The organism is Salegentibacter sp. T436 (assembly GCF_001932675.1).
Lineage (GTDB): Bacteria > Bacteroidota > Bacteroidia > Flavobacteriales > Flavobacteriaceae > Salegentibacter > Salegentibacter agarivorans.
In genome coordinates, this window is the sequence record NZ_CP012872.1 from 2,167,491 (window position 1) to 2,192,103 (window position 24,613).

General features: G+C 35.5%; 23 protein-coding genes. 6 read left to right on the plus strand and 17 right to left on the minus strand.

What is annotated here, in order from left to right; translation table 11 throughout:
• Positions 1–69: 69 nt before the first annotated feature.
• The 3 genes from uvrB to AO058_RS09665 form a co-directional block, all read right to left on the minus strand.
• Positions 70–2,079: an excinuclease ABC subunit UvrB gene (gene uvrB / locus AO058_RS09655; protein ID WP_075326253.1), complete on the minus strand. Its 2,010-nt coding sequence runs from the start codon at positions 2,077–2,079 to the stop codon at positions 70–72.
• A 135-nt stretch (positions 2,080–2,214) separates the two neighbouring features.
• Complete coding sequence (locus tag AO058_RS09660; RefSeq protein ID WP_075326254.1) at positions 2,215–3,051, minus strand: ABC transporter permease; 837 nt, start codon at positions 3,049–3,051, stop codon at positions 2,215–2,217.
• The gene (locus AO058_RS09665) at positions 3,051–3,956 is read right to left on the minus strand and encodes an ABC transporter ATP-binding protein (RefSeq protein ID WP_075326255.1); all 906 of its coding nucleotides are present in this window, start codon (positions 3,954–3,956) and stop codon (positions 3,051–3,053) included. Before AO058_RS09665 ends, AO058_RS09660 begins: the two co-directional genes overlap by 1 nt.
• 94 nt (positions 3,957–4,050) lie before the next feature.
• On the opposite strand from AO058_RS09665, the gene AO058_RS09670 reads away from it, so the two are divergent.
• Positions 4,051–5,121 carry a hypothetical protein gene (locus tag AO058_RS09670; RefSeq protein WP_075326256.1) on the plus strand — a complete coding sequence of 357 codons (1,071 nt, stop codon included), beginning with the start codon at positions 4,051–4,053 and terminating at the stop codon, positions 5,119–5,121.
• 106 nt (positions 5,122–5,227) lie between these two features.
• Here the strand turns inward: AO058_RS09670 and AO058_RS09675 are convergent, their stop codons facing one another.
• The 7 genes from AO058_RS09675 to AO058_RS09705 form a co-directional block, all read right to left on the minus strand.
• Entirely contained in the window at positions 5,228–6,286 is a 1,059-nt protein-coding gene (locus AO058_RS09675; protein WP_075326257.1) for a nucleoid-associated protein, read from the minus strand.
• Between the two features lie 283 nt (positions 6,287–6,569).
• Positions 6,570–7,079, minus strand: coding sequence for an IS1096 element passenger TnpR family protein (locus AO058_RS09680; protein WP_075326258.1), 510 nt, complete (start codon positions 7,077–7,079; stop codon positions 6,570–6,572).
• 24 nt (positions 7,080–7,103) lie between these two features.
• The gene (locus AO058_RS09685) at positions 7,104–8,129 is read right to left on the minus strand and encodes a COX15/CtaA family protein (RefSeq protein WP_075326259.1); all 1,026 of its coding nucleotides are present in this window, start codon (positions 8,127–8,129) and stop codon (positions 7,104–7,106) included.
• A 32-nt stretch (positions 8,130–8,161) separates the two neighbouring features.
• On the minus strand, positions 8,162–9,595 hold the full coding sequence (locus AO058_RS09690) for a CCA tRNA nucleotidyltransferase (protein ID WP_075326260.1): 1,434 nt from the start codon (positions 9,593–9,595) through the stop codon (positions 8,162–8,164).
• Between the two features lie 178 nt (positions 9,596–9,773).
• Positions 9,774–10,343, minus strand: coding sequence for an L-threonylcarbamoyladenylate synthase (locus tag AO058_RS09695; protein ID WP_075326261.1), 570 nt, complete (start codon positions 10,341–10,343; stop codon positions 9,774–9,776).
• Entirely contained in the window at positions 10,330–11,445 is a 1,116-nt protein-coding gene (locus tag AO058_RS09700) for a glycosyltransferase family 4 protein (RefSeq protein WP_075326262.1), read from the minus strand. The genes AO058_RS09695 and AO058_RS09700 overlap by 14 nt, the downstream gene beginning before the upstream one ends.
• 99 nt (positions 11,446–11,544) lie before the next feature.
• The gene (locus tag AO058_RS09705; RefSeq protein ID WP_075326263.1) at positions 11,545–12,306 is read right to left on the minus strand and encodes a DUF5672 family protein; all 762 of its coding nucleotides are present in this window, start codon (positions 12,304–12,306) and stop codon (positions 11,545–11,547) included.
• Between the two features lie 206 nt (positions 12,307–12,512).
• On the opposite strand from AO058_RS09705, the gene AO058_RS09710 reads away from it, so the two are divergent.
• Positions 12,513–13,256, plus strand: a complete 744-nt coding sequence (locus AO058_RS09710; protein WP_075326264.1) for a lipopolysaccharide kinase InaA family protein — start codon at positions 12,513–12,515, stop codon at positions 13,254–13,256.
• A gap of 23 nt (positions 13,257–13,279) precedes the next feature.
• Positions 13,280–14,128, plus strand: a complete 849-nt coding sequence (locus AO058_RS09715; protein ID WP_075326265.1) for a glycosyltransferase — start codon at positions 13,280–13,282, stop codon at positions 14,126–14,128.
• A 98-nt stretch (positions 14,129–14,226) separates the two neighbouring features.
• Here AO058_RS09715 and AO058_RS09720 read toward each other — a convergent pair whose 3' ends face one another.
• From AO058_RS09720 to AO058_RS09730, 3 genes are read right to left on the minus strand one after another with little or no spacing between them, the layout of a single operon-like run.
• Positions 14,227–15,288, minus strand: coding sequence for a CDP-glycerol glycerophosphotransferase family protein (locus AO058_RS09720; RefSeq protein ID WP_075326266.1), 1,062 nt, complete (start codon positions 15,286–15,288; stop codon positions 14,227–14,229).
• Entirely contained in the window at positions 15,288–16,349 is a 1,062-nt protein-coding gene (locus AO058_RS09725) for a glycosyltransferase family 9 protein (protein WP_075326267.1), read from the minus strand. Before AO058_RS09725 ends, AO058_RS09720 begins: the two co-directional genes overlap by 1 nt.
• Before the next feature lie 35 nt (positions 16,350–16,384).
• The gene (locus AO058_RS09730) at positions 16,385–17,200 is read right to left on the minus strand and encodes a 2,3,4,5-tetrahydropyridine-2,6-dicarboxylate N-succinyltransferase (RefSeq protein WP_075326268.1); all 816 of its coding nucleotides are present in this window, start codon (positions 17,198–17,200) and stop codon (positions 16,385–16,387) included.
• An 88-nt stretch (positions 17,201–17,288) separates the two neighbouring features.
• On the opposite strand from AO058_RS09730, the gene ruvX reads away from it, so the two are divergent.
• The 3 genes from ruvX to AO058_RS09745 all read left to right on the plus strand — a co-directional run bounded on the left by ruvX (position 17,289) and on the right by AO058_RS09745 (position 18,898).
• Positions 17,289–17,696 carry a Holliday junction resolvase RuvX gene (ruvX, locus tag AO058_RS09735; protein ID WP_075326269.1) on the plus strand — a complete coding sequence of 136 codons (408 nt, stop codon included), beginning with the start codon at positions 17,289–17,291 and terminating at the stop codon, positions 17,694–17,696.
• A gap of 113 nt (positions 17,697–17,809) precedes the next feature.
• Positions 17,810–18,400 (plus strand): peptide deformylase, encoded by a 591-nt coding sequence (gene def / locus AO058_RS09740; RefSeq protein WP_075326270.1) that lies wholly within the window; start codon positions 17,810–17,812, stop codon positions 18,398–18,400.
• Between the two features lie 60 nt (positions 18,401–18,460).
• Entirely contained in the window at positions 18,461–18,898 is a 438-nt protein-coding gene (locus tag AO058_RS09745) for a DUF5606 family protein (protein WP_075326271.1), read from the plus strand.
• A gap of 113 nt (positions 18,899–19,011) precedes the next feature.
• On the opposite strand, the gene AO058_RS09750 is transcribed toward AO058_RS09745, so the two are convergent.
• The 4 genes from AO058_RS09750 to smpB all read right to left on the minus strand — a co-directional run bounded on the left by AO058_RS09750 (position 19,012) and on the right by smpB (position 24,553).
• Positions 19,012–20,265, minus strand: coding sequence for a hypothetical protein (locus AO058_RS09750; protein WP_075326272.1), 1,254 nt, complete (start codon positions 20,263–20,265; stop codon positions 19,012–19,014).
• Positions 20,266–20,347: 82 nt separating this feature from the next.
• On the minus strand, positions 20,348–22,837 hold the full coding sequence (locus tag AO058_RS09755) for a DUF5686 and carboxypeptidase regulatory-like domain-containing protein (RefSeq protein ID WP_075326273.1): 2,490 nt from the start codon (positions 22,835–22,837) through the stop codon (positions 20,348–20,350).
• Positions 22,838–22,902: 65 nt separating this feature from the next.
• Positions 22,903–24,081: an MFS transporter gene (locus tag AO058_RS09760; protein WP_075326274.1), complete on the minus strand. Its 1,179-nt coding sequence runs from the start codon at positions 24,079–24,081 to the stop codon at positions 22,903–22,905.
• Positions 24,082–24,088: 7 nt separating this feature from the next.
• A complete protein-coding gene (gene smpB / locus AO058_RS09765) occupies positions 24,089–24,553 on the minus strand; it encodes an SsrA-binding protein SmpB (RefSeq protein WP_075326275.1) in 465 nt (154 codons plus the stop codon).
• Positions 24,554–24,613: the final 60 nt, after the last annotated feature.

Consider the following 24,613-nt stretch of genomic DNA (forward strand, 5'->3'; position numbering starts at 1 on the left):
TGTTTTGGATTTTTAAATATACTTCTGAAAAATATTTTTTACGGCTTCAACTAATAATAAGGGATTTCCCTAGCTCTGTGTTTCTTTAATTTTATTCTGAAGCATTTTTATTTCGTCTCTATGTTTTGCCGCCGCCATAAAGTCCAGATCTTTTGCTGCTTTTTCCATTGCTTTTCTTTTTTCCCTAATTCTTTTTTCCAAATCTGGTTTGGTCATATAGGCTACTTCGGCTTCGGCAGCTTTAGTAGTTAATGGTTTTTCAGCGTCATAAACATCCAGTTTTTCTTTAATTAGTGTACTGTTCTCTAATCGTTTAACCAATGCCGTTGGACGAATGTTATTTTCTTTATTATAATTTATCTGCTTGTTTCTTCGATATTCGGTTTGATCTATGGTTTTTTGCATACTGTCGGTAATTTTGTCGGCATACAAAATCGCTTTTCCTTCTACGTGACGTGCGGCACGACCAATAGTTTGGGTAAGGGACCGGTTGCTTCTAAGAAATCCTTCCTTGTCAGCATCAATAACCGCTACCAGAGAAACTTCCGGAAGATCCAGACCTTCTCTTAGCAGGTTTACTCCAATGAGAACATCAAACAATCCCCGGCGTAAATCCTGCATAATTTCTACTCGTTCCAGAGTATCAACGTCTGAATGAATGTAACGGCACCTAATATTAATACGGGTAAGATATTTAGTGAGTTCCTCTGCCATTCTTTTAGTAAGCGTAGTGACTAGCGTTCTTTGATCTTTCTCGTTCCTGGTGTGAATTTCTTCAATGAGATCGTCAATTTGATTTAAGCTGGGACGTACTTCAATAACAGGATCTAGAAGTCCTGTGGGTCTAATTACCTGTTCTACGTAAACACCTTCAGATTTCTGTAATTCGTAATCGGCAGGGGTTGCACTCACATAAATCACCTGGTTTTGTAGCGCCTCAAATTCTTCAAATTTTAAGGGTCGGTTGTCCATTGCGGCCGGCAGCCTAAATCCATATTCAACTAAAGTCTCTTTCCTGGACCTATCGCCACCATACATAGCGTGTACCTGCGGAATGGTTACGTGACTTTCGTCAACTACCATTAAAAAATCATCTGGGAAATAATCTAAAAGACAGAAGGGTCGTGTACCGGGTTGCCTGCCGTCAAGATAGCGAGAATAGTTTTCAATACCTGAGCAATAGCCCAGTTCCCGAATCATTTCCAGGTCAAAATTGGTTCTTTCGTCCAGGCGTTTTGCCTCCAGGTGTTTACCAATATCCCTGAAATAATCAACTTGTTTTACAAGATCGTCCTGAATGTGGTGAATCGCATTTTGCATCACATCAGGCGATGTCACGAACATATTGGCAGGATAGATATTCAGGCGTTCGTATTTCTCGATAATATCGTTGGTGCCGGGATCAAAAGCTTCAATTTCTTCAATTTCATCTCCAAAAAAATGTACGCGGAAAGCATTATCGGCATAACTAGGGAACACATCTACGGTATCCCCTTTAATCCTGAAATTACCGTGGGAGAATTCAGCTTCGGTACGGGAATACAAACTTTGAACCAGTTGATGTAAGAATTTGGTGCGGGAAATTTGCATATCCCTTTCAATAGAAACTACATTTTTACGAAACTCAACCGGGTTACCAATGCCATATAGGCAGGAAACCGAAGCCACGACAATCACATCCCTTCTTCCACTTAACAGCGAAGAAGTAGTACTGAGTCGTAATTTTTCAATTTCTTCATTAATCGAAAGGTCCTTTTCAATATAAGTTCCCGAAGTAGGAATAAAAGCTTCGGGCTGATAATAATCGTAATAACTTACAAAATATTCCACCGCATTATTCGGAAAGAATTGTTTGAATTCTGAATAAAGCTGAGCAGCAAGTGTTTTGTTATGTGCCAAAACCAGGGTAGGTTTTTGGACTTCCTGAATAACATTGGCTACAGAGAAAGTTTTACCAGAACCCGTCACTCCCAGCAGGGTTTGGTATTGGTCATTATTATTTATTCCGGTTACCAGTTGTTCTATCGCTTTTGGCTGGTCGCCGGTGGGTTTGTAATCTGATTCTATCTTAAACTTCATTCGTGTTCCTCGCTTATTCTCACGAAGCTAATCAATAATCCTGCCTATTCAAACTGATAAACTTTTCCTTAACGTTTTTATTGCGAAAGCTTTAGAAACCAAAACTGATATTGCTAAAATGTCATATTTTTTGAACTACAAATCGCGCTTTTTAAGTAAACGGTATGAAAGAAAAACAAAGATGGTAGTCCAGAAGATAACAATTAATAGCTGATCCCAATGGATTCCATAATCTTTATCAAATTCAGATCCTAATTGGGTGGCGGCGGTTTGCACCGCAGATAACCTGGAGAACGGTTCTTTAATGAGATTACTCATAGATTCCAGCGGAAAAAATCGTGCGATATTATCGGCAATTTCGGAATCCCTAAAAATCTGCCATTTTAAAACTCCATAGACAATACTTTCCAGAATCCACCAGATAAAAAGAAAACCAAGTGCGAAAGCAGAACGTTTAATAAGAATTCCAAGAAACATACAAAAGGCAAAAAAGCCGGTAAGTTTCACGAAATAGGCGATCATATATTCCATATCTGAAAAGATGATGGAAGCTTCTGTAAAATCTGAGAATGAAAGTCCTAAAATCAACGAAACGATGAATAGAAATAAGGTCGAAATTAAAGAAAACACCGTGACAGTTAAGAATTTTGAAGCGATGAACTCCTTTTTGCTCAGGCCGTCTATCAGGTTTTGTTTTAAAGTCCGGTTGCTGTATTCATTAGACATCATCGAGACGATTACGATGGCCAGGAATAGTTTTAACAAAGCCGCGATATAGGAATTAAAATGCCAGATATATGGGAAATTAAAAATCCCCTGATCGGCAACGCGGAAGTTTATTGCACCTAGATTGAATTCAATAGAAGCAATTAAAGCGATAAAAGTTATTAAAATAAAATAGGTGAAAACCAGTATTTTTGCCGAGCGGCTATAGCGTAATTTATGATATTCTATCTCTAAAAGTCGTAGCATTATGCAGATGGAGTTTGATTGGTTAATGTAAGGAATTGTTCTTCCAGGCTTTCTTTACGTTTTACCAGGTAAGAAAGTGAAAGTCCTTTTTCAAACAAATATTCGTTAATAGTTTCAGCATCCATAGGTTCCTTCAGAATAGCCGTAACAATATTTTCTTTTTCTGAAACATTTTCTATTCCGGGATGCGCAATAAGTAATTCCTGAAGAAGTTTCATATTTTTTGCCTGCAGTTCAAAGAAACCGTGGCTGGCATTTATAGCATCTACAGGGCCGCTGTAAAGTTTCTTCCCATTTCTTATAATAACTACGTGAGAGCAAACTTTTTCAACTTCGTCAAGTAAATGGGAAGCGAGTAAAATGGTAGTTCCTCCAGCTGCAATTTTCCGGATAATCTCCCGAATTTGATGAATTCCCTGTGGATCCAATCCATTTGTAGGTTCGTCTAAAATTAGAATTTTCGGATCATTAAGCAGGGCAGAAGCAATGGCCAGGCGCTGCTTCATCCCCAAAGAAAAGGTTCTAAATTTACTGTCTTTTCTATCCAGCAATCCAACAATTTCCAGTTTTTCGTCAATTTTATCTTTTGGAACATCTTTAATCTTACACACCAAAGCCAGGTTTTGCGCAGCTGTCATATAAGGGTAAAAATTGGGATGTTCTATAATGGCGCCCACTTTCTTTAAAGCTTCGTGCGTATCTGTGTTTCCGTTAAACCAGGCAAATTCGCCAGAAGTTTTATTGACTACGTTAAGTACCATCCCAAGCGTAGTAGATTTTCCACTTCCGTTAGGCCCTAAAATACCGTAAACATTGCCTTTTTCTATGGTAAAAGACAGTTTGTCTACCGCGGTAAGTGCGCCATATTTTTTAGTAAGGTCTTTGAGACTTAGAATTGTTTCCAAAATTGAAGAAAAGTTTAAAGTATGACGACAAAGTTATGGAATTGTTACAGATTTCGCTTGAGAAAGCTTATTTTTGAGAAAAAGCATACATAATATGGAAGAAAAGCTGATGTCTAAAAAGAAACCTTCATTTGCCGTAAATGAAAGGTTGAACCGATATCTGGCCAAACATAACCGAAACACTAAAATTCCGGTTTTCTATGATGATTTATTGCGCTTTTCCGGATCGGTGGTGGTGTACGATCAGCACGAAGAAGATACATTTTGGGTACGCTGCTATTATCCAGATTTTGAACGGGAAGAAATAGATAACAGCCTGAAACAGGTGTACACCATTATGCATTCAGATGGGAGTGACGACTCGCTGGAATTCTTAAATGTTGATGCTATAGATTATTGCACCTTCGGAAATTCAAAACCTTTTCGTATAAAAGTGCGAAATATTTTGAATGATAGTTTTACTTATTTTTATGTAAAAAAAGCTGATGCTTCCAGGATCTATGGACTCGAATTTGAACATTTGCTTTCTCCACACCGAATAAATTTTCTGGTTTATAAAGACACTTTAATTGAAGAACATATTGCCGGAATTCCGGGTGATGTATTTATTGAAGATCATTTGCCGAGTTGTGATAATAGGGCACAAACGCAAATTGCAAAACAATTTGTAAAGTTTAATGAACGTTGCACCGTAAGGCTTTTGGGCGATATGCGTTCTTATAATTACGTGGTGATTCCCACGCACGATTTTGACCATGTGGAATATCAAATTAGGGCAATAGATTTTGACCAGCAATGTTTTGAAGGGAATTTAAAAGTTTATCGTCCGCAGTTTTTTAAAGAGAATTTAAAAATGGTGGAGTTGGTGCAGGACAAACTCCAGGAATCTTCAATAGAACAGTATAGAAAAGAAGAGCGTTCCCTGCTGGCAAAAAGGATTATTAATACCCGCCCGCGATACAAAGAATTGCTGCGTTGTATGATTAACGATCACGTTTCTACCCAGGCGAATGTAAAAACCTTAAGAAGCGACCTCTATAAATATACCAAGGATATTAAGTTTAAGCGTGCCAGTACTATGGGCCAGATTCTTAGAACGGCGCTAGATTTTGTACGCCGCAATTATGAAGATGTAAATATGAAACGTTTGCTGGAAAGTTCGTAGGAATAAAAAAGCCCTCACAGGTATCAAAAATCTGTGAGGGCCGGTTATCTCTCTAAATCCACAAAAATTATTGGTGGATTCGTGGCTATTTTTTCAGAAAATTTTCTTAACTTTTCTCTTCCTTATTAAAATAAACAAGGTAGTAATACATTTGCTTTTCTTCGTCCCAGCCTTTTTCCACAAACTTATCGGCAGACTCTGCGTTTACAAAGTCCATTTTAATCTGAATATGCGTATCAAGATTAATTACGCTTTTAATTTTCTTTCTCGCATCGGTTACTGCTTTGTTGGCGATAGGGAAATTGGTAAGATCTTCAATTTTGTATTTTGGTGCTTTTTCGGTTTTATAATGCTGAAATTCAGGTAATAATTCGGGATTATCTATTACCGAATTCAGGAAATTACTTTCTTCAAAATCATCGTTTTTCGCGAAGTAATCCATACTTCGGTTCATAAACATCACCTCTTCTTTTTTATCTTCGGCAGGTAAAACTACATCTTTAGCGAAGTTCTTGCAGAAGTTTAGATAACTTTTGGTATTGTAATTCTCATCGCGCATTACATCTACCCCTAAAAAGTTTTCCAGCCAGTATTTGGTATCGTATTTATTAGAATCTACTGAAAGGATTTTATAACCTTCTTCACGGTTTTTATTGAAAATTAGTGCGCCTTTATCGAGTTTGTTGAGATTTATTCCTTGTTGAACAATCATCTCCAAAATACTGCCATTTTCTTCAAACTGAAGAAAATCGTGCTTTAATTCAGATTTAAAAATCCCGATTCCGGAAACCTTTTCATTATCTATTTGAAGGTTTTCAAAATAAACCACATAAACTTCACCGCTTTTTATGTGCGGGTGAGAAGATTGCTCAAACAATAAAGTAGTGATCTTTTTTGAAGCTTCGTGAATATTTCCCGGATCGTCAAAAACTGCATTCGCCAGGTTATATAATTCGTTGAATTCAAGATCGGTTTCGTGAGAAAAATTGAAATAATTTTCCTCTTTTTCTCTAAAAGGTTTTAGAAAATATTCCTTTATCAAAGGAGTTATTTCATCGTTTAATTGATAAGGAGCCGCAGAGAGAAAAATATTCTCGTTTCGGCTTTTGTTCCCAACCCTGTGAATAGAAAGGGATTCAATTTGCGCATTAAAAAGGTTGATCATTCAGTATATAATTTTTGTCATTTCCGAGAAGTCGGAAATCTATTTTAATCATCTCCGTCCCAATAAATATCGGGATAAACTGCAGCGGAAATCTTATTTTATTAGTAAGGTATGACGAATTAAATTTAACATCAATTCATCATTGCGGATTACTTCACTCCATTCTTAATTACGATTCTTAATGAAATAGGAACGACTTAGATCCTGAAATAATCCCGACGCCTCGGGACAGGATAATGGTAAACCAAGATCCCGAAACAAGTCCGGTATAATTGCTTCGCAATTAATTCCAGTTTTCATCAAAAGAAAGATCGTCGTAATCGTTGGTGTTAAATCCCTGGTCAAACATATCTCCACCACCGGCGTCTTCATCGTCTTCGCCTACAAAATCTTTATCCGGTGCACTATCAGGCAATTGGCCGTGAACAAACATAAGGTTTGGGTAATCTCTACCAGCTTCAATTTCACCAATCTGGGCAAGTTCAATTAAGAAAGTCCACATCTTTAGAAAATCGTAAATATAGATTATATTTCTATTGTCTTCATCTAAAATAGACTCGAGGCTGGTTTCGTTCATTAATCGTACTTCACCGCCCATATCAAACTGAGAGAATTCTTCTCCCTGTTCCCATTTTTCATCGCTTAAATAGAAGGAAGCCATTTCTGTGCCATCAAAGCCAAACGACTGTAAAATGGTGTTATGAAGGTCTTCCAGGCTACTTTCCTGTAGTATTTCTATATCCCTAAATACATCTTCTTCAGCATCAAGAATTACTCTAAATCGGTAAACCATAATATCAAATTTTAAGGGGCAAAGTTACAAAGTTTTCAACTTTCTGCCCGCCGCAAAGCTTTCCAATAATAAATAAAACTGAAATCCGAACAATATTGAGGCAATTACTAAATGGAGCGGTTGCGAAAGAAATGGAAAATCAAAATTATACATCGCAATTCCGGTAGCGATTTCTAATAATAGTAGTATTAAGACCCAGTTTATCTTTCCAAATTGAAGCTGAAGTTTTCGGTTTTTCCACCATAGAACAAGGTTTACAAAAAGAACAAGAATTGAAAAACTGCGGTGTACATAGAAGTTAAGGTCGGGATTAGCTAACCATAATTCTTTTGCATCGTATCCAAGTATTTTAACCTGTTCATCAACCAGCTGTCTTACCTGGGTTCCTAAAACCACCTGGATTAGTGTTAATCCCACGGCGAGAATCATTAAATTTCTAAATGTTCTATTCGGAACTTTGTTTTTTACTTTTTCTTCGGCAATAAATAATAAATAGAGAAGAAGGGCCACAATTACCAGGGCCATAATCATATGAATGGTGATTCTAACCGGCGATAAAACAGAATACACTACGGTGGCACCCAGCCACGCCTGGAATCCCATAAGAAAAACGCTAAGCCAGGAGAGGAGAGTGATTCGTTTTCTTTTTTTCCATTTTTTGAAGGAAAGTACTGCCATAATTAGCACGGCAAAACCGGCTAAAGCACCCGCGAGCCTATTTATATATTCCACCCAGGTATGCGCAGGATTAAAAATAGCGTAATCGTGTTTGGTGTAAGTTTCCCAGTTTTCTTCGGAATATTTTTCTTCAGAAGTAAAATCGGTTGCGGCTACTTTCAAAGTCTCATCCACAATTATCACCTGTCCTTTTTCATATTCTCGATTGGCCTGAAATTCCAATTCTGAAACTTCTGTAGGTGGAATATAATAACCGAAACATTTTGGCCAGTCTGGACAACCCATTCCTGACCCTGTCATTCTTACCACTGCACCGGCAATAATTACCAGGTAAACCAGGATAAGGGAAATTTTAACCGATTTTCTATACATTTTATTCAATCTTTATTTCTAGTGCAAACTGCCTACTGAGACTGCCCACTGTTTACTGATAAGCCCAGTTCTTTTCCCTTTTTTAGCATCAATTCCCTGGCCGCTTCGTGTTCGTTGGGAATTTCTCCTTCCAGAATTGCTTCTTTAATGGTTTCTTTTATTATACCTATTTCCCGGGAAGGTTTAATATTAAAAGTTTTCATAATTTCTTCGCCACTTACCGGAGGTTGAAATTGACGAACGTGATCGCGTTCTTCTACCTCTTTCATCTTAGTGCGAACCACCTTAAAATTATTGTGGTACTGTTTATAGCGCTTCGGATTCTTAGTAGTTATATCGGCCTCACAAAGTGTCATTAAATCTTCAATATCTTCTCCTGCGTCAAAAATAAGTCGGCGAACGGCAGAGTCGGTTACGTCGTTATCCACAATCGCAATAGGACGGGAGCTCATTAAAACCAATTTCTGAACATATTTCATCTTATCGTTAAGCGGAAGACGAAGTCGTTTAAATAGTTTGAAAACCATTTTTGCGCCCACAAACTCGTGCCCGTGAAAGGTCCAACCGATTTTCTTATGGAATTTTTTAGTCGGCGCTTTTCCAATATCGTGTAATAAAGCAGCCCAGCGAAGCCAAAGATCATCGGTGTTTTCTGAAATATTATCCACTACTTCCAGGGTATGCCAGAAATTATCTTTGTGTTTTTGGCCTTCAATTTCGTCTATGCCTTCCAAAGCGGTTAATTCTGGCATTATAATATGAAGTAATCCTGTTTTATGTAATAGCGAAAAACCATTTGAAGGTTTTTCGGCCAGCATTATTTTATGCAGCTCCTCGGTAATTCTTTCTTTCGAAATAATCTTGATGCGTTTCTTATTTCTGGTAATCGCATCTAAAGATTCCTCTTCAATCTTAAAATTAAGTTGCGTGGCAAAACGAATAGCACGAAGCATTCGAAGTGGATCATCAGAATACGTGATATCGGGATCTAACGGAGTTTTAATGATTTTAAACTTCAAATCTTCAAACCCATTAAAAGGATCTAAAAGATTTCCGAAGTTATTTTCATTCAAACCAAGCGCCAGAGCGTTTATAGTGAAATCTCTACGATTTTGGTCATCTTCTAAAGTACCGTCTTCCACGATGGGTTTGCGACTGTCTTTTTGATAGCTTTCTTTGCGAGCGCCTACAAATTCAATTTCCATATCATATGCGCGGAGCATCGCAGTACCGTAATTTTTAAAAACCTGTACTTTTGGTTTATGCGGAAGGAGTTTAGCTACTTTTCTAGCTAATTCTATCCCACTGCCCACCGCAACTATGTCAATATCTTTAGGCTCACCACGTTGCAAAATATGATCCCGAACAAAGCCTCCTATAACATAACTTTCCAGATTGAGTTCTTCTGAGGCCTGGGTAATGACTCTAAAAATATTGTGGGTTAAGGCTCCTTTATAATTCTTCACTATTGTAATTTCTTTGTAAACTTTTAAATCGTTAAAGCCCTTTCATTTTGAACTCTTTTGCGGGGATTCTTAGGAAACGTCATCCTGAATTTATTTCAGGATCTAAGTTGTTAATAGTTAAAAGATCTTAGAAGCTGAAACAAGTTCAGCTTGACGGAAAAAAGTTATTTAATTGCACTTATTTCCTAATCACTTTTACCTTCCCATCATTGCTTAATTTAATGATGGCCGAGGGTTTAGCCGATTTTTTATTTTTCTGCAAATTTACTATATAGTCCACACCTTCTAAAATTTCGGGGCTTATTTCAGCGAAAGATCCGGGTGTTTTTTCACCACTTATGTTGGCCGATGTAGAAACAATTGGTTTTCTAAATCTTTTTGCCAAATCGTTACTGAATTTATCTTTTGAAACCCTAATTGCCAAAGAATTATCATCGGCAATTAAATTTTCGGCTACGCGAATTGGATCGTCATAAATAATGGTTGTGGGTTTTCTGGCAAATTTTAAGATATCGTAAGCTACTTCCGGCACATCTTCTACAAATTGATTGAGCATTTTATAATCTGAAACCAGGCAAATAAGCGCCTGACTTTCATGTCGATTTTTAAGTTTATAAACTTTTTCTACCGCTTCAGCATTGGTGGCATCGCAACCAATTCCCCAAACCGTATCGGTAGGGTAGAGTATAAGTCCGCCGCGCTTTAAAGTGGCTAAGGCGTTTTGTATTTCGGTTTTAAGATCTTCCATAAAGGACGTTTTTGTATTCTTGTAGTGTTTGTTTTGCCATTTGTTTAGTAGTAAAATTTTCTACCAATTTTCTATGCGCATTTTCAGTAAGACGCGGAATTAACTCCCGGTTTTTTTCTAGAAACAGGATATGTTCAGCCAGTTTTTCAGCATCCAAAGCATCGGCTAAAAATCCGTTTTCTAAATGGCTCACAATTTCGGGAATTCCACCCACATTTGTAGCAATTACAGGAACTTTGTGGTAAAAAGCTTCGTAGATTACATTGGGGAGACCTTCTACCTGGGAGGTTAAAAGGAAATAATCAAAAATTTTAAAGAATCTTGATGCATTATTTTTAAATCCGTAGCATTTAACGTGGTCTTCCAGTCTTAGTTCTTTCAGTCGTTTCAACAAATGCGGGGTTTCCCTAAAATAAAATCCAATTTGTACAAAGTAAAGATCTGTGCGGTTTTCGGTATAAATTAAATGGTGCGCGACTTTTAGAAAAGTTTCCAGGTCTTTTGGCCAAATATGGTTAGCAATGTTTCCTATAATGGTTTTCTCTTTCGGAATATTCAATTCGGCTAAGAGGTCTTCCCTCTTGCTCTTAAATTGCTCTCTTTCCAGTCTAAAACCGTGATAGATTTTCACAAGTTTTGAAGAATCATTAATATTTTCTCCAATTATGTTTTTACTCTTTTCGGAAACACAAAGTATCTTTTTAATTTTTGGATAATTGTATTTATAAAGAGTACGTTTTCTATCTCTAATAGGAAAAGAGGTTTTTTTGCTGAAGATAAAAGGTGGTAGTGATGTAAACTTATCTGCGAATACAGCAAAAGCCAATGCTGTAGGATCGTGAATATGAATAAGGTTAATTTGCTTTGTTTTAACCAGGCTAATTAATTTAATAATATATCGAAAATCAAAATTGGTTATAATAGGCGCAGCGGCATACGGCAGGTTATTATTTTGAAGGCTTTTTTCAAATAGATCACCTTTTTTGCATAGAACAAAATTGTTTACTTCCGGGTTTGATTCAGCCAGTTCCAAACATAAATTCTCAATATGTTTTTCCCCACCGCCCCAGTTTCTAACAGCCGAAAGATGGAGAATATTCATATTTTATAATTGATTATTTGGACTGAAATTAAGGACAAAACTACGGTAAAATTACAAATATTTTAATGCCAAAGGCCGGGTTAGAGTAATTGTTATAGCTTATTTCTTTTGAAATTGCGCTTTAATTATTGGCATCCAGAAATCAACAACTTTTGGTTTATTAAATCCATGGCAACCCAATGGTAATTGGCCTGCATTTATTTTTAAACCAATTTTAGGTTTTCTATCCAGCGCAAATGCAGCAGCAATTTTATAGTCGGGAATGTTGAAATTTGGGAAATATTCAGGTACTTTTAAAGACCAAAATACATCTTCAATAGCATAAATTTCATCTTTTTTCTCAAGCTGTTCTTTAATTAGAGGGGCAAGTTCGTTGGAAATTTGATAAAAAACCTGTGTTTTACGCAGGGAAAGCCCTCCATTTCCTACCTTATAAAAAATAGGAGCCCTTTTTTTCTTCTTTTTAGATTGAAAAGGTTTTAAGATTTTGGAAGTAAGGTTATTGGTAGCCAACCAGGGTGCTCCAATATAATCGTAAGATTTACTACACCAATTTTCTAATTCATTTTTAAAGATAAAAGCATCTAATTGATGAATTAAAATATAGTCATAATTTAGAAAGCGTTCGTAAAAGTGAGAGGCTAACATTAAGCTATTATAACCAGAAATACCTTTAAAATAATGAGTTTCAAATTCTTCAAAAGTTAGATTAAATTTTTCGTAAGATTGTTTATTAAAATTTTTTGGGCAAATAATAAATACTGGAAAATCGCCAAGAATTTTTAAGCATTGCATCAATGAAATTTCTTCCATTTTAGACATTTCTTGCTTGTAAACAGGAATCACAACTGCGGCGCTCATTTCGTCATATTAACTTTAGGGACGAATATAATATTAAATTTGTAGTTTAATTATTCTAAACCATATCTCGCTTAACCTAATTCATTATTTGAATTCAAATTCAACAAAAACGCGGCTGTATTCATAATATTTGGTCGCTATTTATACTTTTGGATATATTATATCCTAAATTTGCCGCTATAGCGATTTTAGCTTAATTAGTTTCTATGAAAATTATAACTTCAGAAAATCACCGGCATCTCCAGGCTGAAATTGAAAATTTAATTCACAATTTTAATGAAACCGGTGACATGCTGGTAGACGGGAAGCGTAATAAACTGAAATTATTTGAATTAAAAGGAATTAAGGTAAACGTGAAATCTTTTAAAATTCCCAATGCCGTAAATAAAATAGCTTATCGCTTTGTTAGAAAATCTAAAGCCGAACGTTCTTTTAAATATGCTGAATATTTATTGAGTAAGAAAGTAGGTACTCCTCAGCCTATTGCTTATGTAGAAGAGACCACTGCTTTTTCTTTTTTACGAAGTTTTTATTTAAGTGAGCAGCTGAGTTATGATTTGACATACAGAGAGATTGATTTAAATAAATCCGGTCACGAAGCCATTTTAAGAGCATTTACACGGTTTATTTTTGAACTTCACGAGAAAGAAATTGAGTTTCTGGATAATTCACCCGGCAATACATTGATCAGGTTAAATGAGGGGAATCCTAAATTTTTCCTGGTAGATTTAAATAGAATGAATTTTAAAGCTCTTAATTTTTCAGAACGAATGAAAAATTTCTCGAGGCTAACGCAAGAAAAGGAGGTGGTGAGAATTATGGCCAACGAATATGCGAAGCAAATTGATAAAAATGAAGAAGAGGTTTTTGAGGCTATGTGGTTTTATATTAGAAAATTCCAGGAAAGTTTTGTTCGCAAAAAAGCATTTAAGAAAAAATTCAAACTTTAAAGAGTCAATTTTAATTTACAATTATGTTTCAACACTATATTCTTACACGCTTTAATTTAAGAGCTGAAGACTGGACTACCACAAAAAATAATGAAAAAGTACTCACCGAAGAATGGTTAGAAGAGCGCTTTGATTTATTTAAAAATTTTTGTTTTACATCGGTTAAAAATCAAACTAATCAAAACTTTAAATGGTTAGTTTTCTTTGATATTAATACTCCTGAAGTTTATAAAGAAAAAGTAGAAAATTATAGAAAATCTTACGATAATTTTCTTCCATTTTTTATTGATGGAATGAATAATTTTTTACCGGAAATTGTAAATAATATTAATAAGCTCGATTCCCAGGAATATATAATTACCTCCCGGCTTGATAATGATGATTGTATTCATGAGAATTATACCAATGTAGTGCAAAGCTATTTTAAAAAACAAGATCACCAGGCGCTTGATATCATTGAGGGCTATACCCTGGAAACAGGAAAAAACACACGTTTAGGAGCTTTAACAAAATTGAATAACCCTTTTATTAGCCTCATAGAAAAAAAGGAAGATTTTAAAACGGTTTGGTTTAGAAATCGTCATGGTTCCTGGAAATATGAAAAAAATATGACCAGAATTAAAAACCAAAGACTCTGGTTGAGTATTATTCACTCAAAAAATAAAGTAAATAGATTTTCGGGCTACGGAAATGTAGACCCTAAAAAACTTTATGAATTCCATATTTCAAAAGAACGAACTGCAGAAATTATGGAGAATTTAGTGAGCTTTAATTCCTGGAGAATTTTGAGCTTTAAAAACAGGCTAAGCTTAACAAGTAAAAGATATTACAAAGATTTTAAAGCCTTTATTGGTGTTTATAAAAATAAGTAGTTGGGATTTAAATATTTTCAGGATAAAGTTATTTTCTGTTTAAATTACTACCGAAATTTCATCTACGGAATTTTAATCATTGAAAAATATCTCCTTAATTAATAGGTAGGAGGTTTGCGATAAGTTTTTATGGGGTAGAAGCCCAGGTTTTTACGCACTTTTAGTTTTCGAATAATATTTAATGGTTTTGGTTTTAAATAGCTTTTATCGGCGTGTAAGAAATCTATAGCAGCTTCAATAAGTCGTTCGCTGGATTTGCCATCCTTATAAGGATGCATGTTTGCATTGAATTTTCGAATTTCTTCCAATAAACTCACATCAGGATCAAGTGCATTTTGCAAGGCATTCTCAATTTTATTAACTTCAGTTATATTAATTAAATGGGGTCCGGGTTGGCTGTTTCTAAAAGTTACTACCGGTTTTTCCTGAAGCAGAAATTCAGTAACCACCGAGGTTGAATCTGCTAAAAGCACATCGCTTTCCTGGAACAACGGAATAAGATCTGTGGTGTCATAATACTTAAGGTTTTCGTTTTCAATTTCCCTAAATTTATCAAGCCTTTCCTGTGGTAATTTGGGATGAAGCACAACCTTAAATTGCCATTCTCCATTTTTAGAAATACGTTCTATTTCCTTAATCACTTCGTCGTTATAAGCCAGGCTAAGCTTTTTGCTAAAAGTGGAGGATACTAAAATTGTTGGTTTCTCGTGAGGCACTTCTACCAGCGGAAATAAAGGATCAAGTTTTGGCCAACCTGTTTCCACCACTTCAAAATGCTGATGTTTTTTTTGTAGGTCTTTAAAGGGTTTAGTAGTAAATGGTCCTTGCGTGGTATAAAGATCAAAAAAACCACGAATTCTAAAATGCCCTTTGGTAAAATTTCGTTTACTCGGAGCTATACCATGAAAAACCTGCACTTTTAAACCCGGCAGAAAATCGGCAATATTATTGGTAATACTTAAAATAATATGCGGTTGGTAATCTATAACCGACTGGATATTTTGTAAAACCACTTTGTCTTTACTAAACTTTGCTTTGGTTTCTTCTACATCGGCAAACCATTTTATCTCATACCCCCGCTTTTGGATTTCCTTTTCTAAAGGCTCTCCAATGGGAAATGCATAGCTATAACTTATATATATTAAGAATTTATAATTCATTATTTAAGTCTTTCCAGAAATTTTATTAAATAAGGCTTAATAAAATGCGGTTTAAATTTTTTGTAAAGTGCCGGAGTTTTTTTGCGTATCTGTTGTTTAGATTTGTTTTTAAATTCTTCGGGAAAATAGTCTTCAAGATGAGTAGACACCTGTTTTAGTCCATCTTCATAAATATTCCAGTTTATTCTTTTAATTGAAGGAGAAAAAATTGCGAAAGTGGGAATATTAATTGCTTTTGCCATATTTATGGCACCTCCTTCATTACCTATCATTGCATCGCAATAGCTTGTTAATGCCATAAACTCCCTTAAACTTTTTCCGAAAATCTTTAGATGAATATGTTGTTGCGTTCCAGGCAAACAATGATTATAAACTTTTAAAGCTTTTTCTGTTTGAGAAGGAATATAATTAAATAAAAGATTTCCAGAGGTTTCCTGTACAATTACATCTAATAATTCAGCCAAATACTCAGCCGGATAGGTCTTTTCTGAAGAACTTCCCAGTACTGAAATCATAAAGAGTGATGTTTCACCTAAAAGCCCTTTATCATCTAATATACTTTTCGCCTTTAGTGATTCTTCTTCAGTTAAATATATTTTAGGTTTTATAGCTAAAGTTGGGCTTAAATTTAAAGGCTTTAAAAACTGAAGTCGTTTTTCTATAGCCACCCCAGCTTCTATTTCGGGCTTTATATTTCTATTAAATACCCTGTTATATAAAAATGAAGTATACCATTTTTTATAGGAAATCCTCATTTCAGCATTAGTGAAACCCGTTATGATAGCTGAGTTTGCTTTAGAGTAAACATCTATAACCACCTGGTACTTTTCTTTTCTAATCTTAAAAAGAAATTTGAGAAAATTAAATGGATTTTTGTATTTCTGTGGATGAAACGAAATAACCTTGTCTATAAAAGGGTTATTTTCTATTACGGGTTTAGTATGCGGGTAAATTAAATAATGTAATTCAGCTTCCGGATACTTCTTCCGAATGGCTTCAAATAAGATTGAGGATGTAAGAACATCCCCAATCATTTTTTGCTGAATTATAAGTATTTTCATTGGCAATTCTACTCGTAGCTTTCCTATAACTAAAATTACACCGCGACATTATATTCGCGCAAAGCATCATTTAGCGAAGTCTTTTTATTGGTAGACTCTTTTCGTTTTCCAATAATAAGGGCGCAGGGTACATTATATTCTCCTGCAGGGAATTTCTTGGTATAACTACCCGGAATAACTACCGATCTTGCCGGTACAATTCCTTTCATTTCTTTAGGTTCATCGCCGGTAACATCAATAATTTTAGTTGAAGCAGTTAGCACTACATTCGCGCCTAAAACGGCTTCTTTTTCAACTTTAACACCTTCAACCACAATACTTCTTGATCCTAAAAATGCATTATCTTCAATAATTACCGGTGCAGCTTGCAATGGCTCTAAAACACCACCAATTCCAACGCCACCACTAAGGTGGACGTTTTTACCAATTTGAGCGCAACTACCAACGGTAGCCCAGGTATCTACCATGGTACCTTCGTCTACATAAGCGCCAATATTTACATAACTCGGCATCATGATTACTCCACTGGAAATATAGGCTCCATGTCGTGCTACAGCATTAGGAACCACTCGAATTCCCTTTTCTTTATAACCTCTCTTTAATGGAATTTTATCATGGTATTCAAAAATCCCGGCCTCTAAGGTTTCCATTTTTTGGATAGGGAAATAAAGCACCACTCCCTTTTTCACCCATTCGTTTACCTGCCAACCGTTTTTGGTAGGTTCGGCGGTTCTTAATTTACCTGCATCTAATAGAGATACAACTTCGCGAATGGCCTTTATGGTTTCTGTCTCTTTTAGTAAATCCCGGTTTTCCCAGGCTTCATTGATCTTAGCTTCTAAATGATCCATTTTTCTTGATTTTTAGCAAATATAAGAGCTTAAGGCTAAATTTTGGTGGTAAAGCAATATAAACATTACCTTTGCGCAAATTTTGCAGATGGCACGAATTATGGCACTTGATTTTGGGACAAAACGCACCGGTATTGCCGTAAGTGATGAACTAAAAATGATTGCTTCGGGACTTACTACAGTAAAGACTCCTGAATTGCTTGAATTTCTTGAGAAATATTTTACTGCAGAAAATGTTGAATTGGTGTTGGTGGGAGAACCCAAGCAAAAAGATGATTCAGCTTCTGAAAGTGAGGTGTATATACAGGAATTTTTAAAAGTTTTTACTAAAAAATTTCCGAAAATGCCGGTAAAAAGAATAGATGAACGGTTCACCTCAAAAATGGCATTTCAGTCTATGATAGACAGCGGACTCAAAAAGAAAAAGCGTAGAGATAAGGCACTTATAGATGAAATAAGCGCGACGATTATTCTGCAAACTTATTTATACGAATAATTAAATAAGGATAAATAATAAATTAGAAGCTGAAACATCCTGAAGTTTCGGGACAGCTTAACATTAAAAAGACTTTTTTAAAAAGGTTATTATAAAAAAATAAAATCAAAAAAATGATTTTACCAATTGTAGCTTACGGAGATCCGGTTTTACGAAAAAAATGTAAAGAAATTCCGGAAGATTATCCAAAACTGGATGAGTTAATAGATAATATGTGGGAAACCATGTATAATGCTTTTGGAGTAGGTTTGGCAGCACCACAAATTGGTCGCCCTATTCGGTTATTCCTTGTAGATTCAAGTCCGTTTGCAGAAGATGAAGAACTGGAACTGCAGGAACGGGAAGAACTCAAAAAACTTAAAAAGGTTTTTATTAATCCTAAGATCGTGGAAGAAGAAGGGGAAGAATGGGCTTTTAACGAAGGTTGTTTAAGTATTCCTGAAATTAGAGAAGACGTATTTAGAAAGCCAAAGATTACTATAGAGTACCAGGATGAGAATTTTAATTCACATCGAGATACTTTTACCGGTTTGGCAGCGCGGGTAATTCAGCACGAATACGACCATATTGAAGGAATTTTATTTACCGATAAACTTTCCAGCTTAAAAAAGCGTTTGCTAAAAGGAAAACTCGCCGGCATTTCAAAAGGGAAAATAAAAATAGAGTATAAAATGCGTTTTCCGGAAATGAAAAAAGGCCGGTAATCACTTTGATAATTAGTTCTGGCAGCTGATATTTGCCAGCCAAAATTTAACACACACTTTATGGGATTAGATAAAATATTAGCGATTTCGGGAAAACCCGGTTTATATGAATTAACCGCTCAAAGTCGTGGCGGATTTATTGTAAAATCAATTCCTGACGGAAAAAAAATGGCCGTGAACATTCGCCATAACGTAAGTTTATTGAGCGAAATTGCTATTTATACGTACACGGAAGAAGTTCCGCTTGCAGAAATCTTTGAAAAGATCAAAGAAAAGGAAGATGGAGGAGAAGCAATTAGCCATAAATCTAATAAAACTGAATTGGAGAATTATTTCGCTGAAATTCTTCCGGATTATGATGTAGACCGGGTTTATGCCAGTGATATGAAAAAGATCTTTCAATGGTATAACCTTCTAATTAAAAACGGCATTACCGATTTTGCTACCACTGAAGAAGAAAATTCAGCCGATAAAGATAATTCCGGGGAAGAAGAATAGGCGACCTATGTTCCACTCGTCATTGCGAGGAACGAAGCAACCTTCTTAAAGATTTTTCATTTCTATGACATTCAAAAAAACCTCAGAGGTTCAAAATCTGTGAGGTTTTTATTTTATAAAATATTATAACCAAAATTTAAGGTGATTGGATTTTTTAGTTTACCGTTAAAGCCCTCATTTCTCATTACATTATTTATTGAATAAATAATTTCTAAACTCATTTTCTTGTACCTAATCCCAGTCCCTAGATCTATATTAGGATCTGCAATAGTTTTCTCAAATGTAAAATTCGATTGAAAGTTCTCCAAATTATAGGCTCCAGAAGGGTCTGTTAGGATATTGGCAACAGCAGCACCCTGAAGATATAGGTTTATATCCTTTTCCAGATGATAATAATACCTAATTCCCAAAGGAATTATTATACGAGAATAATCTATAAATAAGTCTTCCTTTTCTCCTGCCCAGGCGTCTGGATTGGAGGGTGTAAATCCTTTTTTGTAAATTAATGTTTCATTTGAGGTTTTGCTGTATTGAAAAGACGGAGAAGATAAAATAGAAAATTTATTATTAAGGAAGGGGAATATGTATTCTATTTCTACACCTAATCGTGGCGATAAGAATGAATCTGAATCTTGTTCATTTGAAAAAGATCCCATTTGTACAAATTTTATAGCCGAATAATATACTCCCGCTTTTACGGCCAGGTTCCATTCTCCTTTTCTTCTTTTATCGGTAAAATTCACGAATTTTTCTTCTTGACAATTGTTGTATTTAGTGAATATTTCAATTAATGAATTGTCTTTATATTTTAAATTAGAGAATTGTACCGGATCTATAGAATGGCATTCCAGATTATTTATTAACTGCTGTTTGTATCTATTGTTGGTTCTTATTTTTGTATCATCAACTAAATACTTTTTAAAAATTAGCGGTTCGATTTTTCCCTTATCCATACTATAGAAAAATCTTGCAGGGAGATTTTTAGATTTGTAAGAATATAAACTTGCTTTACCTTCTATAGCAACCTGCAGGAATAGTGTATCCAGAGTGTAGTTCGGATCTCTCTTATCATCCAAATTTTTATGGTCATCTTTAGAAAGATCTAAATTTACGATGGCTCTTTCAAATTTATAGGGTGTATTTAATATTTCAAAGACTTTTACTTCCTCAATTGATTTGTCTTTAATTTCATCATTTTGGGATAATTTATATTGAAAACCTTCTGGATTTTTTATTGCTTCAGGATTATCAATTAAACATTCTATTTTTTCTCCCTCATTATCGATAAAATATCCCGGTTGAAAATTTTGTGAATAAGATGATAGGCTAAAGCATAAAAGTGTAAAGCTTAATAATAATTTTTTCATTTTTTTTGAAGATGATTAGTGATAGCGAAGATATCTATACATCTTTTTTTAACAAAAAATTAAGGCTTTAATTTTAAGAAAATTAGTCCAATACCCCCAAAAACTTCAGTCCAAAAATAAAAGCGCCTTCCCGTTGGCCATCCATATTGGAGATCACGTAATCTAATCTTAGCAGTCTGTATTTTCCAAAACCGAGATTATCTATACCTACAGAATATTCAGAATAAGGTTTTTGGTCTTCTGTATAAAGTGCGTGCGCCCCAACAACTAAATTATAATTCAACTGATTTAAAAAGGGAATTTTCCCTAAAATCCAGCCTTTAAAATCGTGTTCGGCGTGAGCTTCAGCATAGGTATTATTAGTACTCATCGCATAATAGGGTAAAAGATTAAACCTTGATAAATTGATGAATCCATTGTTTACCCGCGTTTGATTGCCAATAAAATGGCGGTAATCTACAAACGCCATATCTTCAGCATTTAAAAACGTTCCCCCATTTAAGTTATAACCAAATTCACCTTTATTGCCCAGTTTAAATGTTTGTGTAACCGAAGCTTTAAATTGATCGAAATTATATTCTTCTATACTTGCACCAAAACCTTTTTCATAGCCTAAATACAGTGTAGGATATTTCTCGTTGTTAATATTAAATTTCCCACTTGGATAACTCATATATTTTTGTCCAAACCTAATTCGGGTATTAAGGTTTAGTTTAAAAATATCGTGTTCTCTAAATGGCACCGAACCCAAATTATCGGGTTGCAGAGGATTGTTTGAAGTGTATTGCACATCGTCATTATCAATGATTACCTGATCGGTAGTGTTGATTAATGGGTTCCTGCTTTCATAACTAAAGTCTCCAAAAAAATAGAGCCCGTTCATTATTTCCTGCTGATAAGCAATTTCAGCAAAGGAACGTTCGTAAAGCTTCAGGTAATTTCTTTCAAAAAAGATAGTGGTAATATCGTTTAATCGTTCAGAAATTGGAGTTCTGTCATTAATTTGTGCGGTTTCAATTCCGCCGGAAATACTTAAAACTGGCCTGCTGGAATTATTAAATTGTTTCTGAAACCCACCTTTTATCCTAAAGCGGTCATCACTGAATCCATAATTAAGTGTAGAGTACAAACGCCAGAATTCCCCGGAATTCTCATTTTCATTATCATTTTGGCGGTAAGAAATGGTGGTAGAAGTATTCCAGCCCTGCACGGTATTAAAGTGTGTACCCATAAGCGGGGAACTTATATTAAAATACCTGTCTTTGTGGGAATTTTGCCAGGAATAACCGAAAACAGGATCGGTTAAATTGAATTTATTTCGCACGTTATCTATAGAATCTAAATAGGGCATAGAATTTCTAAGTGTTTGAATGCTGTCTTTCTTTACATAATCGTTAATTTCTTCATCTGTTAAAGGCACCGGTCGCAATTTTTCCCAGTAAGCCGAATCTTTTTTATTGGCAGCTTCGGCAAAAGACATTATCTCTCTGCCAAAATCTTTTTTATTGAATTCTGGGTCAAAATTATAATCGCTGTAAACCGCTGTAAATCTTCCATCTCCTGAAATTCCAAACATGGCAAATTCAAAATCTACCGTTTGTGAAATTTGAACATAAAACCCATTTTCTTTAGAAAAGCGGTAGTTCTGTTTAAAATCTAAAGTCTCAATGGGAGGCACCTGTATGGCCTGACCGGTGGTTTGCAATTCTACACCAAAAATTTGCCAAAGCTCTTCAACAATATAAATATGGCCTGAAAAAACACGGTCTTTTTCACGCTTCGGACTTACTTTTATCTTGTTGATGAGGTTCCCATTTTCATCATAAAAAATTCCATCTAACTTATAATCGTAATAGTTAAAAGCATATTCTGCGATTGGAGAAACCATTTCACTATTAATCTCAATGGTATTTTCATAAAATGAAAAATAAGATTCCTGCGCCGAGTTTAAACTGAAACCATTATCGTCGCCACTCACTTTAGAAGCAATAATCTTTTCCTTAAAATCATCGGGACGTTTGTATGAAATTTCAGAAATTGTTTCACTTAAATAAACGATACCGCTTCGGGTAGAGTCGAGTCCGCCGCCAAGATCGCCAACTTCCTGTCCCAGTATTTTTTCCGGGGCATTTTTAATTCGCCATAATCCGCGGGAATAATAATCGGCGGTATAAGCTTCAAGTTTTTCGGCGTTTCGTTTTCTGAAATCTATCGCTTTTCTGATTATCGCGTTTGCGGGATTTTCACCTGAAGAAATATTTACTTCATCCAGACTGGTAGTTTCGGGTATTAAGCTTATATCTAATTCGTGGGGAAATTCTTCAATTGAAATAGTTTTTTTCTGAGTTTGATAACCCAAAAACTGAAAGACTAAATTGTAATCTCCCGGCCTATTTATTTTTAGTTCATAAACGCCATTTTCATTAGTCGTAGTTCCAAATCTCCCATCTTCAGTATAAATATTGACATAGGGGAGCGTTTCGTTTTCCGTATCGGTAACCTTGCCGGTAATTTGGGCAGTTAAGTTAATTGATGAAAGAATAAGAAAAATGATGATGATTTTTTGATGCATGATGATGAATTTAAGAAGTGGCCAAATTAGGCAAAATAATTATGCTTAGTCTATTTATCTGTTTGCTAAAGCTGTACTTTTTTCTGAAATAATCCCCACAAACCCAGGGCAGGTCCTATAGCAAGCAAACTTAAACTATACACCGGTTCCAATTGATTCAAATAAGTAATTAACTGGATACTCACAATAGTAATGGCAAAACCTATGGAATTTACAATGGTAAGGGCTGTGCCTTTAATTTCCGGTGGGGCGTTTCTAGCTACCAATGTTGAGAATAGAGGTGAATCGGCGACTACCATAATTCCCCAAAAGCATAAAAATGAGATGAGTATTGTTGCTGAAGGCTGTAGAAAAATGAAAGGAAAAATTATACAACATAAACCCGATAGGAGTAAAGCGGTCGCAGCGGTTCGTTTTATCCCGGCAATTTCTGAAATATAACCACCCAAAACACAGGAAAGTCCGCCAATTCCAATAATTATAAATGACCAAAACGGAATATCAAAATTACTTTCGGGAAACGAAATTTTATAAGTCGCTAAAATAATTGGAACAAAAGCCCAAAAAGTATAGAGCTCCCACATATGCCCGAAATAACCAAAAGCAGCGCTAAGCAGATTTTTATTCTTAAAAACGCTAAAAACAGCATCAACTTTAAACTTGCCCTTTGCTTTTCTAAATGGACCGTTGGGAACAAATAGAAAAATTAAAAATCCGCCCAGAAATGCGAAACCGGAAGTGGCAATAATAACATAACGCCAGGGTAGGTTTTCGGTACCGGTGAAAGTCTTTAAAAAATGCGGAAAAGCAGTACCTAAAACCAGGGCTCCAACCAAATAACCGAGCGATTTCCCGAGGCCCTTGTCATAATAATCTGCAGCGATCTTCATTCCTACAGGATAAATTCCAGCCAGGGAAAATCCTGTGAGAAAACGCAGTAGAAGTAAGGAGTTTAAATTGTTGTTTTCGAGAACAATTCCTAGGTTAAAAATTGCTCCAAAAACCGCAGAGATAAAGAAGAGTTTTGAAGGTGGAAACCGGTCGGCAAGGCTAAGAAAAGCAAAGAAGAGCGTGCCCAGAATAAAACCGAATTGTACCGCAGAGGTTAAATGTCCTAAAGCTTCGTCTTGTAAATTAAAATTGAGGTAAAGCTCAGGCATCACCGCATTACCGGCAAACCAAAGCGAGGTGCAGCAAAACTGGGAAAAAACGATTAGCGGTAGAATCTGTTTTGCCGGCTGCATCCAGGATTTATTTGTATTCTTTCTTAATCCTGTCTAATTTTCGTTTGCTTTCGCGGTCTTTAATAGTCTCTCTTTTATCGTAGAGTTTTTTACCTTTTGCAAGCGCTATTTGCATTTTCGCGAGTCCGCGGTCGTTTATAAAAACTCGCAGCGGAATAATGGTAAGTCCGGAATTCTTTACTTCTTTTTCTAGTTTTCGTAATTCGCGGCGCTGCAAAAGGAGTTTCCGCTCACTTTTTGGATTATGGTTAAAATGAGTGGCGTGAGAATATTCTTCAACGTGCATATTAATCACGAATAATTCGTGATTCTGAAATTCACAAAAACTTTCGGCTATAGAAGCTTTTCCCTGCCTAATGGCTTTTATCTCGGTACCGGCCAGTTTTATCCCGGCCACATATTTATCGAGGATTTCATATTCAAACCGAGCCTTTCGATTTTTTATATTTATGGTATTGCTGGTCTTCTTCATAAGAAACAAAAATAGGAAGCTTTACAGAAACATTACCTGTATTTACAGAATTCGTAACAC